Raw genomic sequence first — 12866 nt, 5'->3', positions numbered from 1 at the left:
GCTACGGAGTAGCCCATGATTCTGCACACTCAGCTCAATCCCCGTTCAGCGGAGTTCGCTGCCAACAGCGCGGCGATGCTTGAACAGGTCGACGCCCTGCACACCTTGCTCGCCCAAGTGGCGCAGGGTGGCGGCGCAAAAGCCCAGGAACGCCACACCTCGCGGGGTAAATTGCTGCCTCGCGAGCGGATCAACCGTTTGCTTGATCCGGGTTCGCCCTTTCTGGAAATCAGCCAGTTGGCCGCCCACGCTGTGTATGGCGAAGACGTACCGGCGGCCGGCGTGATCGCCGGGATCGGCCGGGTCGAAGGCGTCGAATGCATGATCGTCGCCAACGACGCGACGGTGAAAGGCGGTTCGTACTATCCGCTGACCGTAAAAAAACACCTGCGCGCGCAGACCATCGCTCAGCAAAATCGCCTGCCGTGCATCTATCTGGTGGACTCGGGCGGCGCCAACCTGCCGCGCCAGGACGAAGTGTTTCCGGATCGCGAACACTTCGGCCGGATCTTCTTCAACCAGGCCAACATGAGCGCGATGGGCATTCCGCAGATTGCCGTGGTCATGGGCTCGTGCACTGCCGGTGGCGCGTATGTGCCGGCGATGGCCGACGAAGCGATCATGGTGCGCAATCAGGCGACGATTTTTCTCGCCGGCCCGCCACTGGTGAAAGCGGCGACCGGTGAAGTGGTCAGCGCTGAAGACCTCGGCGGTGCCGATGTGCACTGCAAGGTTTCCGGGGTGGCCGACCATTACGCCGAGAGCGACGAACACGCCCTCGCCCTCGCCCGCCGCAGCGTGGCCAACCTCAATTGGCGCAAGCTGGGCGAGGTGCAACAACGCACCCCGATTGCGCCGCTTTACGCCAGCGACGAGCTGTATGGCGTGGTCTCGGCCGACGCCAAGCAGCCGTTCGACGTGCGTGAAGTGATCGCGCGGCTGGTCGATGGCTCGGTGTTCGATGAATTCAAGGCGCTGTTCGGTACCACGCTGGTCTGCGGTTTTGCGCACCTGCACGGCTACCCGATCGCGATCCTCGCCAACAACGGCATCCTCTTCGCCGAAGCCGCGCAAAAAGGCGCGCACTTCATCGAACTGGCCTGCCAGCGCGGCATTCCGCTGCTGTTCCTGCAAAACATCACCGGGTTCATGGTCGGCCAGAAATACGAAGCCGGTGGCATTGCCAAACACGGTGCAAAACTGGTGACGGCGGTGGCTTGCGCCAAGGTGCCGAAGTTCACCGTGATCATCGGCGGCAGCTTCGGCGCCGGCAACTACGGCATGTGCGGGCGGGCTTACGATCCGCGTTTCCTGTGGATGTGGCCGAATGCGCGCATCGGCGTGATGGGTGCCGAGCAGGCTGCCGGCGTGCTGGTGCAGGTCAAGCGTGAACAAGCCGAACGCAGCGGTCAGGGCTTCAGCGCCGAGCAGGAAGCCGAGATCAAGCAGCCGATCCTCGACCAGTACGAAGAGCAGGGTCACCCCTATTACTCCAGCGCACGGCTGTGGGACGACGGCGTCATCGACCCGGCGCAGACCCGCGATGTGCTGGCCCTGGCCTTGTCCGCGTCGTTGAACGCGCCTATCGAACCGAGCCGCTTCGGCGTGTTCCGGATGTGATCGGGAGAATCTCATGAGCGACTTCAACACCCTCGAACTGCAGCGCGACCCACGGGGTTTCGCCACCCTGTGGCTCAACCGTGCAGAAAAGAACAACGCGTTCAACGCAGAGATGATCCGCGAGCTGATTCTGGCGCTGGACAAGGTTGCCAGCGACGCCAGCCTGCGCTTTCTGTTGGTGCGCGGACATGGCAAGCACTTCAGCGCCGGTGCCGATCTGGCGTGGATGCAGCAGTCGGCCGAACTCGATTACCACACCAATCTGGACGACGCCCGCGAGCTGGCGGAGCTGATGTACAACCTCGCCAAACTGAAAATCCCGACCCTGGCCGTGGTGCAAGGTGCGGCGTTCGGTGGCGCGCTGGGCCTGATCAGTTGCTGCGACATGGCAATTGGCGCCGATGACGCGCAATTCTGCCTGTCGGAAGTGCGCATCGGTCTGGCGCCGGCAGTGATCAGTCCGTTCGTGGTGCAGGCCATCGGCGAACGTGCTGCGCGTCGATACGCGTTGACCGCCGAGCGTTTTGGCGGGCAGCGGGCACGCGAAATCGGCTTGCTGTCCGAGAGCTACCCGGCTGCCGAGCTTGATCAGGCCGTCGAGCAATGGATCGACAACCTGCTGCTCAACAGCCCCGCCGCGATGCGCGCCAGCAAGGATTTGCTGCGTGAGGTCGGCAACGGCGCGCTGACTCCGGCGCTGCGGCGCTACACCGAAAACGCCATCGCCCGGATCCGCGTCAGTCCGGAAGGCCAGGAGGGCTTGCGTGCCTTTCTGCAAAAACGTCCGCCGAGCTGGCAAGCCATCACCAAGGAGTCGCGTTGATGAACGCACCTGTTATCACTACCCTGCTGGTGGCCAACCGTGGCGAAATCGCTTGCCGGGTCATGCGTACCGCCAAGGCGCTGGGCCTGACCACCGTGGCGGTGCACAGCGCCACCGACCGTGAGGCGCGGCACAGCCGCGAAGCCGATATCCGGGTCGATCTGGGTGGCAGCAAAGCTGCCGAGAGCTATCTGCAAATCGACAAACTGATCGCCGCGGCCAAGGCCAGCGGCGCCCAGGCGATTCATCCGGGTTATGGCTTTCTCTCGGAGAACGCCGGGTTCGCTCGCGCCATCGAAGCGGCCGGGCTGATTTTCCTCGGCCCGCCCGCCGCAGCCATTGACGCCATGGGCAGCAAGTCTGCCGCCAAGGCCTTGATGGAAACCGCCGGCGTGCCGCTGGTGCCCGGCTATCACGGCGAGGCGCAGGATCTGGACACCTTCCGCGAGGCCTGCGAGCGCATCGGTTATCCGGTGTTGCTCAAAGCCACCGCGGGCGGCGGCGGCAAAGGCATGAAAGTAGTCGAGGACGTCAGCCAGTTGGCCGAAGCCCTCGCCTCGGCCCAGCGTGAGGCGCAGTCATCGTTCGGCGATTCGCGGATGCTGGTGGAGAAATACCTGCTCAAGCCGCGTCACGTGGAAATCCAGGTGTTTGCCGATCAGCATGGCCACTGCCTGTATCTCAACGAGCGCGATTGCTCGATTCAGCGTCGGCATCAGAAAGTCGTCGAAGAAGCGCCGGCACCGGGGCTGTCGCCGCAACTGCGCCGCGCCATGGGTGAAGCGGCAGTGCGTTCGGCCCAGGCGATTGGCTATGTCGGCGCCGGCACGGTGGAGTTCCTGCTGGATGCACGCGGCGAATTCTTCTTTATGGAGATGAATACGCGGCTGCAGGTCGAGCACCCGGTGACGGAAGCCATCACCGGTCTGGACCTGGTGGCCTGGCAGATCCGCGTGGCCCGTGGTGAAGCGTTACCGATGACTCAGGATCAAGTGCCGCTCAATGGCCACGCGATTGAAGTCCGGTTATATGCCGAGGATCCGGCAAATGATTTTCTGCCGGCGACCGGGCGTCTGGCGCTGTATCGCGAGTCGGCGCAAGGGCCGGGGCGGCGGGTGGACAGCGGCGTTGAGCAAGGGGACGAGATTTCACCGTTCTATGACCCGATGCTCGGCAAATTGATTGCCTGGGGCGAGGACCGTGAACAGGCGCGTCTGCGGTTGCTGAGCATGCTCGATGAGTTCGCGATTGGCGGGCTGAAGACCAACATCAACTTTTTGCGGCGGATCATTGCGCACCCGGCGTTTGCCGCAGCGGAACTGGATACCGGGTTTATTCCGCGTTACCAGGAGCAGCTGCTGCCTGCCCCACAACCCTTGAGCGATGAGTTCTGGGCCGCCGCCGGGCAGGCGTTTGCGCAGAGTCTGCCGGCGATTACGCGGTCGGATGATCCCGCGTCGCCGTGGTCGCTCAATAGCGGCTTGCGAGCAGGTCTGCCTCGGGAACTGACCCTGCATTTGACTTGCGAGGGTCAGGATCGCGCGCGGACGCTGGGGGCTGTTGGCAACGCTACGCTGTCAGGTGAAACGCTGATCATCGAGCACGACGGCGTACGCCGGACATTGCGGGCGATTCGCCAGGGCGATGCGCTGTACCTGCAATGGGAAGGCGAGTTGCGTCGCATTGAGGCTTACGATCCGATCAGCGCCGTGGAAGCCAGCCACAGTCATCAGGGCGGCCTGACGGCACCGATGAACGGCAGTATCGTGCGGGTGCTGGTCGAGGCCGGGCAAGCGGTCGAGGCCGGTGCGCAACTGGTGGTGCTGGAAGCCATGAAAATGGAGCACAGCATTCGTGCGCCGCACGCCGGGGTGATCAAAGCGCTGTATTGCCAGGAAGGCGAGATGGTTGGCGAAGGCAGCGCTTTGGTTGAACTGGAAGAAGTATGAGTGAGCGATCGATCCTGCGCCGAGCGAGGATCGATCTGACTAGTAACGTGCCGTTGCCTGCACCACAACACCAATGATCCGACACTCGTCGGTCAACAAGGCTTTCGGCCAGGTCGGATTGAGCGGCACCAAGTAACGCTGGCCGCCCTCTTCGTCGAGTTTGCGAAAGATCGCTTCAGCGCTGTCCGCCCACTGGGCGATGACCAGTTTGCCGGGCACTGCCTCCACCTCCGGATCGACCAGAATCAGCATGCCCTCGGCGATGCTGGGGCCGCTGGGCGCGGTCATCGAATCCCCCGCCACCGTCAACCAGAATGCCGCACCACGGGCGTGGTAATCCGTCAGTTCGAAACGCTGCTTGTCCGATGCGGCATATGCTGACTCCCCGCTTTCGCGCACCTCACAGGGCATGTGCCAGTCACTGACCGGGTAGCGGAAGTACGGGTTGTACTTCTGCGCCAGCGGCATTTCGTCATCCGGGGTCAGCGGCGGCTCGCGAATCACCAGCACCACTTCCAGGAAGTCCATGCCCAGTGCCTGCAACACACGGTTCATTTCCGTGATCCCAGGTTCGCGACGTTTGTTCAGCCAATGGCCGATCCCGCCCTGGGACATGCCGACGCGCTCTCCGAGCTCTGTTTGAGTGATTTTGAGTTCACTCATCTTGGCCTTGACCAACTCAATCCATTTATCCATGTGCGGCACCTTACGCGGACGCCTTCGGCTAGCAAAACACATATTGTAGTATTTAAATTCTGGTCACAACTACGCATCGTACTATTCTGCAAGCACGGATTTTCAATCAAACAAGGAGTGGCCCATCATCATGAATATCAGCAGCAAAGACTTGCCCGATCTGCAAATGGACACCATGTTCACCTCGCCTCAAGGCAATGCCGCGGCGCAGCGCGCCCTGGATTACTACTTGAAACCAGCTGTGTCAGAACCCGAGTCGGGCGAGCGTTTTTTCAATGTCAGGCACCATCTCAGTGGCGAAGAAGCACTGGTGCACGCCTCGGATCTGTTGCGTTGCGCCGCCGCCACTGCGTTCAAGGCCGCAGAGAACCTGCAGGGCGCGAGTCGCGACCTGGCGTTTTCAGTGGTGCACATGGTGGATATGGCGCGGGCAATGGTCGACCATTCGCTCGATGGCGATGAGGTCTGAACGACCTTGAGTGGAACGGACGGAAAAGAATTTTCCAATCGCGCAGATAAAAACATTTGACTTGCAAATGATAATGATTATTATTGCAAGCAACTGGTCGCGAGATCAGTCGATGGGCCAGAGACCTTAGGTCGGTCTTCTGGACTATCTCCTCATCAGGCTAATCACGGTTTTTGACCCGGCTTTTTGCCGGGTCTTTTTTTACCCGTTTTTCGGGCTTATGGCTTCAGGCTAATGAAGTCTTTAAGTGCTGCAAATTCGATGGCGCGGATAATATCAAAAGAATATCGGTTGGCAAGCGAAGCCCGGCCACATTGGGGCAAACTTCAGATAATTAGCACTTGAGAATCAACTACACAGTCTCTAAGCTGCATTCGCGTCATGGAAGACGCCCCCCGCTACAGCCCTGCAAATCCTCTCGGTCTCACTTCAAGCTTGCGTGTAAAGTAACAGCCATAAAAATCATATTCAGGAAACGATTATGACCGTGGCCAAATCTTCGTTCGATATCAGTGCCAATTTCGACAGCGGCAACATTCAAGTCATCGACATCTCCAATCCGCTCAATCCGGTCCTGGCCATTCGCCCGGACACTCGCAGCCCGCACTTCCAGTGGTTTCACTTCAAGGCCAGCGGCCTGCATGTTCATCAAGAACACTGGTTTCGCCTGGTCAACGCCAGCCAGTCCTCTTACAACAAGGCCTGGACCGGCTATCAGGCCGTCGCGTCCTACGACCACGTCAACTGGTTCCGCATTCCTACCAGTTTTGAAGGTGACAGCCTGCGCTTTTGCCTCGAAGCCGAGCAGACGCACGCCTGGTTCGCCTACTTCGAACCCTACAGCCGCGGTCGCCATGACTGGCTGATCGACCAAGCGCAGACCAAGGCTGGCACCGAACTGCTGGCCACCGGCAAAAGCGTCGAGGGCCGCGACATTCAGTTGCTGCGCAAGGGCAGCGGCGCCGAAGGCCAGCGCAAGGTCTGGATCATCGCGCAACAACACCCCGGCGAACACATGGGCGAATGGTTCATGGAAGGCGTGATCGAGCGCCTGGAGCGCCACGACGACCCGGTGTTGAACACGCTGCTGGCCAGCGCCGACCTGTATCTGGTGCCGAACATGAACCCGGACGGTGCCTTCCACGGTCACTTGCGCACCAACGCCATGGGCCAGGATTTGAACCGCGCCTGGCAGAACGCGAGTCAGGAACTCAGCCCCGAGGTACTTTTCGTACAACAGCAGATGGAAAAGTACGGCGTCGACATGTTCCTCGACGTACACGGCGACGAAGAAATCCCCCATGTGTTCACCGCTGGTAGCGAAGGCAATCCGGGATACACGCCACGGATAGAGAAACTTGAAGAGCATTTCCGCACGCACCTCAAGCGCACCACCAAAGATTTCCAGACCAAATACGGCTACACCCGCGACGAACCGGGCCAGGCCAATATGACCCTGGCGTGCAACGCCGTTGGTCAAAAATACGATTGCCTGTCGCAGACCCTGGAAATGCCATTCAAGGACCACGACGATGCGCCGAACCCGCTGACTGGCTGGTCGGGCAAACGCTCGAAACAACTGGGTAAAGACGTGTTGACCACCCTCGCCGACATGGTCGATATCTTGCGCTGACCCCCTCCCCGCGTGCCCTGAAGATCGCAGCGCGTCTGCGATCTTCAGGGCAGTTCCCGGGTAACGTGTACAACGCACAACCGCTGTGGGGTACGGGTGGCTGCCCCTGAAAAGTGGCGCATCGACACAATGCGCCACTGCGACACATCAGCCGCGATCGCGTCCGCGCAACATGCTGTCGAGCACCTCGTCGCGGCGCACCCAGCCATGAAACAGCGCAGCCGCCAGGTGCAACAGCACTGTCAGGAACAACAGATACGCCAGATACCCGTGGGCCTTGCGCAATAACGCAAACAGCTGCGCATCGGCCGGCACGATCGACGGCAGTTGCATTGTGGTGCTGAGCATTACCGGTTCGCCCGATGCACTGATCATCGCCCAGCCGAGCAACGGCAACACCAGCATCAAGGCATAGAGCAGCACGTGCGATGCCTTCGCCGCCATCACTTGCCAACCCGGCAGATCCGCCGGCAATGGCGGCTGTCGAGTGGAAATGCGCACCAGCAAGCGCACAATCACCAGCGCCAGAATCGCTATGCCCAACGGTTTGTGCAGATGAATCAGCCATTCATGCCGCTCGGAAACCGAAGTCACCATACCGGCACCGATAAACAGCATCGCGATGATCATCAGCGCCATCAACCAGTGCAGCAGCCGCGCCAACAAAGCGAAATGTGTCGGTTGAGTGCTCATGGACGAGCCTCCTGTCTGGCGGCGGGCAACTGGCTGACTTCGCTGGTGCGACGCAGGTAGGAATTGGCGTAACCGGCGGAGCGTGCTGCGAGCAGCGGGTCGTCGGTGCCTTGAATACCGGCTGGCAGCACCAGCGGGTCATAGTTGATGTCACGGCACTCGCCGCTCAACTGCGGTTGGGTTTTCTCCAGCACCAGGGTGCCGGCGTTCAACACCTTGCGCCCCTCGGGCCAGATTTTGCTGGCGTCGTTCACCGGGTCATCGGCATTGGCCAGGGTGATGTTCAACTGAAAACGCAGGGGCGCCGCGGCCAGGCGTTGCACCAGGTCTTTCTCCAGAAAATCGCTGCCCTCAGGCGCGGTCGCGCCCGCCGTGTCCTGGGCCAACGGTTTCATGCTCCAGCGCACGGCCTGCTTCTTGCCGCTGGCATCCACCAGATAGAACGCGTTGACGCTGTTGTAGGTTTCAGTGGCGTAACTGGCTGACGGCCTGGCGGTCTTGATCCACGTCAGAAATGGCACCGCCTCCGGGTGCGCGGCAAAGAACGCCGGGACCTTGGCCGGATCCGGTTTACCGGTGGCCGGGTCCGGCGACTGCGCCTGTTGCAACTGATAGAACGCCTCGGGCGTGCCCACCGGGAACACCGGCATGCTGTTCATCCCGGTACGCCACTGCTGACCGTTGGCCTGGGTGAAGCGCAACGCCAGACTGCGAATCGGCACGCTGTTGTCCGGCGCATAGGGATTGCCCGCCGGCAAGGCGAAACGTCCGACCACCGGGGTCCGCGGATCGTTGAACACCTGCGCCGTGGAGAACGCGCGCGCCTCACCGCTGCTCTCAAAATGCCCGATCACGCACACGCCCTTGGCGTGATTGCGGCGGAAACCGGGATGCACGCCGTTGTTTTTCTCCAGCACATCGACCAACGCCTTGGGCGTCAGCCGTTGTGGCTCAAAGTTACCGTGCACGTAGGCAAACGCCCCGGCTACAGCGCCGACCACAACGGCAATGCCGGCCAGTCGAAATAGCAGGCTCGCGGCACTCAAGGGCGGGCGCTGCGGCCTGCCAGGCGGAGAAGCGTGGGGTGAGGTGGGATCAACCATGAAAGACTCCAGGGCCAATGGCCATAGGGGAAGGTGCTATAAGACGCCCGTCTCGTAGGGTTATTCCCTTTGAACTGTAGTTTCTTTCATGGCTCTGCGTGTGATGCCGCGTGCAGGCAGGCTACACCTGATCAAAACGGGGTTCGCGCTTCTCCAGAAACGCCTGCATGCCCTCTTTTTGCGCCGGGGTGGCAAACAAGCCATGAAACACTCTGCGCTCGAACAGGATGCCATCGCTCAACCCCGACTCCAGCGCTCGATCCACCGCTTCGCGGGCTGCCAATGTCGCCGTTCGTGGAAACCCGGCGATGCGCTGCGCAACGGCCAGCGCCTGCTCAAGCAATTGATCGGCGGCCGTCACCCGCGACAGCAACCCCGCCTGTTCCGCTTCCCGAGCACTGATCGAACGCCCGGTCAGGATCATGTCCATGGCTTTTGCCCGGCCGATCAGGCGCGTCAGCCGTTGAGTCCCACCCATGCCCGGCATCACCCCGAGGGTAATTTCCGGCAAGGCGAACGTCGCGGACTCGGCGGCGATGATCAGGTCACACATCATCGCCAGCTCACAACCACCGCCATAGGCGTAGCCCGCGACAGCAGCCACCTTCGGCGTCCGGAGCCGGGCAAAGGCATCCCATCCGGCGAAGTAATCTTGCTCAATCATGTCCAGGCAGGATTTTTCATGCATTTCCTTGATATCGGCGCCGGCGGCAAAGTAATCCTTGGTCCCGGTAATCACGAAGCACCCGACGCCCGGATCAGTGTCCAGCCCGTGCAGGGTTTCCAACAGTTCACGCATCATTTCGGTGTTCAGGGCATTTCGGGCTTGCGGGCGGTTGAGCCGGATCAACACGACTCGGCCCTGTCTTTCGATCAACAGATTCATATTCATCTCATGTCGGTAAAAAGTGTCGGGAGGAAAACAGTCGCCGCGAGCTCAGGAATCCCAGATGGCGCCGTAGGCCGGTATGCCACGCGCTTCCATTTCTTCGACCACACGTTCAGTCAGCCGCTGATTTGAGATGCAAATCACCGCTTCAGCGCCGAACGACTGCACGGCGGCATAGGCCAATGTCAGCAGATCGGGTTTGCCGGACACATCCGTGTCCCAGATCAGCGCATCAGGCTGGGCCTCGAGGATTTCGTCTACCAGCGAATCGCCATACGTGGCTCTCGGACTGCGGGTCGACCAGATCAGGCGGATGGGCACTTGCCTGGCGAGTAAATGGGGCAACACCGGTCCGATACCGCTGCCGGTGGCGATATACACCACCGATTTGAACAGTGTTTCGATATGCGCCACGCCGGCCGTGGTGATGCCCTTGACCCAGACATGTGTTGGCGCCTGCTCGATGAACGCCCCGGTCCAGTCGCCGGCCCGGGAAATGATCAGGCGGAAACCCTCCTTTCCCGGTGTGGGAATGTTGGCGAACGAATGCCATTCCCACAGCGGATTACGGCTGATCGCCGTGGCGGAGCCCGCAAACGGGGTGTGGTGTTCCAAACGCACTATCACCGCATGCGACGAAGGCCGCACGAGGCTGACTGGCACTTTGCGTAATCGCAGCCACGGCAAGGCAATGCTCGTCGTGACCAGCAGCAACATCCAGAACGAGGCGGACTGCGCCAGTACATCGTTCAGCGCAGCCGCGCGATCCTGTTCCCGCGCAGAGACCAGCGTCATTGCCCAGAACATCGCCAACGCGGCCCACCCGGCGAAACGGTGGGTGCGTTCGAACGCATTATGAAAACGCCCGCGCAAGGTTGGCATCGCCATGACTGCCACCAGTAACAGGAGCCCCAACAACCCGCCACTCAGCCCGATCAGCGTCAGCGAAACGCCCCCCGGACCTTCGAGCCGCTGCCAGATCATCGAACCGAACAACAGGGCAAACCACGCAATCGCAGCCATTGCGCCACCACTGTGCAGGCCGCCGAAGTGGTAAACCTTGGCCAGCGACCGGCGAACCGCCAACGGCCAGGTCGTGGGCGCCCGGGTGGCCAGCCAGAACAACAGATTGATGAGGTACTGCTGACGAATCAGTATCGCCAGGGACAGATTCGCCACCACCAGTGCCGACAACATCGGCAAATTCACACCGGCGGTGGACCACCACTGCCCGACCTTGATGCCGTACACCAGCACGGCCATGTTGCAGGCCAGCACTAACACCACCAGACGGTTGTAATGCGAGAACATCGGCAGGGTTCCCAGACGTTGCCAGAGTGGCCGCCGGGCAGGCAGGACGATGTTCACCTGTGGCGCACTCATGCCTGCACCCGCACTGGCTGCCCGCCGTCTGTTTGTTCGGCCTGATGCGCCACTGCCCACTCAAGAAGCAAACGCTTGTCGACCTTGCCCCGGGACGTCAGCGGAATCTCGTCAACGGCGAGTATCAACGACGGCACGCAATAGTAGGCAAGCCGCGCTTCACAACAGGCACGCGCTGCATCGACATCTGTACTGGCGGGATAAACGAAGGCCACCAGATGACGACTGTCGAGCTTCAGCGTGACCGCCCGCTCGCAGGTCGGCGCGGACTCCAGCGCCGCCGACACCGCGTCGAGTTCAACCCGAAAGCCTCTGACCTTGACCTGATCATCGACACGCCCCAGATGTTCAAGCTCACCGTCTGCGGTCCAGCGCCCCAGGTCACGCGTGCGAAACATCATGCGTCCCTGGCCCAGAAACGGATCGGGCTGATACCGCTCGCGAGTCAATTGAGCATTGCCCAGGTAACCCGCCGTCACACAATCCCCGCCCGCCCACATCTCACCCTGCTCGCCCGGTCCGCACAGTTGCCCTGCTTCATCAAGCACATACACCGTGTTATTGGGCGTCGGCTTGCCGATCGTCAGCGCCCCCGAACCCCGATAGTGCTGCATGGTATTGACGATGGTGGTTTCGGTGGGCCCACAGGCGTTGTAAAACGTGCAGAATTTCGCCCAGCGATCTGCCAGCGGTTGCGGGCAAGGTTCACCCGCCAGAGCGACGACTTTCACCTGGGTGCAACGGGCGGGATCAAGGGTGGCGAGAATCGACGGCGTCGCAATCAGCACATCACAGTGTTCAGCGGTCTGCGCGATGTCTTTGCCCCGGATCAGCAGGGTTGCACCGTGGGCCAGACAACCCAGTACTTCCCAGGCCGCCATATCGAACGCGATGTTGAGGATCTGGCCGACTTTCAACCCCGGGCGCATCCCGAGATCACCGGGGCTGGTCAGCAAAATATTGCACACGTTGCGTTGGGTCACGCGCACGCCATTGGGCAGTCCGGTGGTGCCCGAGGTAAACAGGACAAAACACAGTGAATCCGCTGACGACGTTGCGCCACCGATGTTCAGTTCGTCTTCGGCCACGGTGTCAGCACGGATGACTTCATCCAGATGAATGCACTGTTGCTCCGAGTCCAGGGGAATCGCCTGCGCCAGCTCAGACAGAGTCAGCACGACCCGCACCCGGGCGACCGTCATGATGTGGCGCAACTGCGCAGCGGGAGTAATGCTCACGTGTTGAGGAATGTAAGCAGCGCCGACTTTCAACACCGCCAGCATGCCCACCAGCATCGGAATCGAGCGCTCGACAAACAGCGCCACGTGGTCGCCAGGAAATACACCGTGTTCGAGCAGCGTCGTTGCGAGCCGATTCGCCTGGCGGTTCAACTCGCCGTAAGTGATGGACTGGCCCTGATGCTGCGCCGCGACAGCTTCGGGCCGTTCAACGGCTTGCGCTTCGATTGCGCGATGAATCAATGGCGCCTCCGGCGCGACTTGCGGGCCTCGACCGAAACGCTGCCAGGGATTGGGCTCAACGGTCACCTCGGGTGCAAAGCCTCGTAGGGACCGGCTAGATATCGCGAACGCTTGCATGAGGAAACTC

11 protein-coding genes are annotated in these 12866 nt (G+C 61.2%); 5 read left to right on the top strand and 6 right to left on the bottom strand.

Annotation, left to right across the window (positions count from 1 at the left end; genetic code table 11):
* Window positions 1-15 precede the first annotated feature (15 nt).
* Genes K5Y35_RS18240 through K5Y35_RS18230 form a run of 3 tightly spaced genes read left to right on the top strand, consistent with a single transcriptional unit; the run spans window position 16 to window position 4392 of the window.
* Window positions 16-1620, top strand: coding sequence for a carboxyl transferase domain-containing protein (locus K5Y35_RS18240; RefSeq protein ID WP_123462379.1), 1605 nt, complete (start codon window positions 16-18; stop codon window positions 1618-1620).
* A gap of 13 nt (window positions 1621-1633) precedes the next feature.
* Window positions 1634-2443, top strand: a complete 810-nt coding sequence (locus K5Y35_RS18235) for a gamma-carboxygeranoyl-CoA hydratase (protein ID WP_222832534.1) — start codon at window positions 1634-1636, stop codon at window positions 2441-2443.
* Complete coding sequence (locus tag K5Y35_RS18230; protein WP_222832533.1) at window positions 2443-4392, top strand: acetyl/propionyl/methylcrotonyl-CoA carboxylase subunit alpha; 1950 nt, start codon at window positions 2443-2445, stop codon at window positions 4390-4392. Before K5Y35_RS18235 ends, K5Y35_RS18230 begins: the two co-directional genes overlap by 1 nt.
* A 39-nt stretch (window positions 4393-4431) precedes the next feature.
* Here K5Y35_RS18230 and K5Y35_RS18225 read toward each other — a convergent pair whose 3' ends face one another.
* On the bottom strand, window positions 4432-5088 hold the full coding sequence (locus K5Y35_RS18225; protein WP_123462373.1) for a LexA family protein: 657 nt from the start codon (window positions 5086-5088) through the stop codon (window positions 4432-4434).
* Window positions 5089-5218: 130 nt separating this feature from the next.
* Between K5Y35_RS18225 and K5Y35_RS18220 the strand changes: the two genes are divergently transcribed.
* Entirely contained in the window at window positions 5219-5557 is a 339-nt protein-coding gene (locus K5Y35_RS18220) for a DUF6124 family protein (RefSeq protein WP_123462371.1), read from the top strand.
* Between the two features lie 481 nt (window positions 5558-6038).
* Window positions 6039-7190 carry a M14-type cytosolic carboxypeptidase gene (locus K5Y35_RS18215; RefSeq protein WP_123462369.1) on the top strand — a complete coding sequence of 384 codons (1152 nt, stop codon included), beginning with the start codon at window positions 6039-6041 and terminating at the stop codon, window positions 7188-7190.
* Window positions 7191-7337: 147 nt separating this feature from the next.
* Here K5Y35_RS18215 and K5Y35_RS18210 read toward each other — a convergent pair whose 3' ends face one another.
* The 5 genes from K5Y35_RS18210 to K5Y35_RS18190 form a co-directional block, all read right to left on the bottom strand.
* Window positions 7338-7883 carry a cytochrome b gene (locus tag K5Y35_RS18210; RefSeq protein ID WP_128615418.1) on the bottom strand — a complete coding sequence of 182 codons (546 nt, stop codon included), beginning with the start codon at window positions 7881-7883 and terminating at the stop codon, window positions 7338-7340.
* Window positions 7880-8986: a catalase family peroxidase gene (locus K5Y35_RS18205; RefSeq protein ID WP_128615419.1), complete on the bottom strand. Its 1107-nt coding sequence runs from the start codon at window positions 8984-8986 to the stop codon at window positions 7880-7882. The genes K5Y35_RS18210 and K5Y35_RS18205 overlap by 4 nt, the downstream gene beginning before the upstream one ends.
* Window positions 8987-9107: 121 nt before the next feature.
* Window positions 9108-9872, bottom strand: a complete 765-nt coding sequence (locus K5Y35_RS18200; RefSeq protein ID WP_123462363.1) for an enoyl-CoA hydratase-related protein — start codon at window positions 9870-9872, stop codon at window positions 9108-9110.
* A gap of 51 nt (window positions 9873-9923) precedes the next feature.
* Window positions 9924-11258 carry a hypothetical protein gene (locus K5Y35_RS18195; RefSeq protein WP_222832532.1) on the bottom strand — a complete coding sequence of 445 codons (1335 nt, stop codon included), beginning with the start codon at window positions 11256-11258 and terminating at the stop codon, window positions 9924-9926.
* On the bottom strand, window positions 11255-12856 hold the full coding sequence (locus tag K5Y35_RS18190) for an amino acid adenylation domain-containing protein (protein ID WP_222832531.1): 1602 nt from the start codon (window positions 12854-12856) through the stop codon (window positions 11255-11257). The genes K5Y35_RS18195 and K5Y35_RS18190 overlap by 4 nt, the downstream gene beginning before the upstream one ends.
* Window positions 12857-12866: the final 10 nt, after the last annotated feature.

Source organism: Pseudomonas sp. SC3(2021), assembly GCF_019856535.1.
Lineage (GTDB): Bacteria > Pseudomonadota > Gammaproteobacteria > Pseudomonadales > Pseudomonadaceae > Aquipseudomonas > Aquipseudomonas monsensis.
This window is presented reverse-complemented; position numbering and strand designations above follow the sequence as displayed.

Coding starts and splice junctions, on each gene's coding strand:
- K5Y35_RS18240 (WP_123462379.1), top strand. CDS start 16: ATGATTCTGCACACTCAGCTCAATCCCCGTTCAGCGGAGTTCGCTGCC.
- K5Y35_RS18235 (WP_222832534.1), top strand. CDS start 1,634: ATGAGCGACTTCAACACCCTCGAACTGCAGCGCGACCCACGGGGTTTC.
- K5Y35_RS18230 (WP_222832533.1), top strand. CDS start 2,443: ATGAACGCACCTGTTATCACTACCCTGCTGGTGGCCAACCGTGGCGAA.
- K5Y35_RS18225 (WP_123462373.1), bottom strand. CDS start 5,088: ATGGATAAATGGATTGAGTTGGTCAAGGCCAAGATGAGTGAACTCAAA.
- K5Y35_RS18220 (WP_123462371.1), top strand. CDS start 5,219: ATGAATATCAGCAGCAAAGACTTGCCCGATCTGCAAATGGACACCATG.
- K5Y35_RS18215 (WP_123462369.1), top strand. CDS start 6,039: ATGACCGTGGCCAAATCTTCGTTCGATATCAGTGCCAATTTCGACAGC.
- K5Y35_RS18210 (WP_128615418.1), bottom strand. CDS start 7,883: ATGAGCACTCAACCGACACATTTCGCTTTGTTGGCGCGGCTGCTGCAC.
- K5Y35_RS18205 (WP_128615419.1), bottom strand. CDS start 8,986: ATGGTTGATCCCACCTCACCCCACGCTTCTCCGCCTGGCAGGCCGCAG.
- K5Y35_RS18200 (WP_123462363.1), bottom strand. CDS start 9,872: ATGAATCTGTTGATCGAAAGACAGGGCCGAGTCGTGTTGATCCGGCTC.
- K5Y35_RS18195 (WP_222832532.1), bottom strand. CDS start 11,258: ATGAGTGCGCCACAGGTGAACATCGTCCTGCCTGCCCGGCGGCCACTC.
- K5Y35_RS18190 (WP_222832531.1), bottom strand. CDS start 12,856: ATGCAAGCGTTCGCGATATCTAGCCGGTCCCTACGAGGCTTTGCACCC.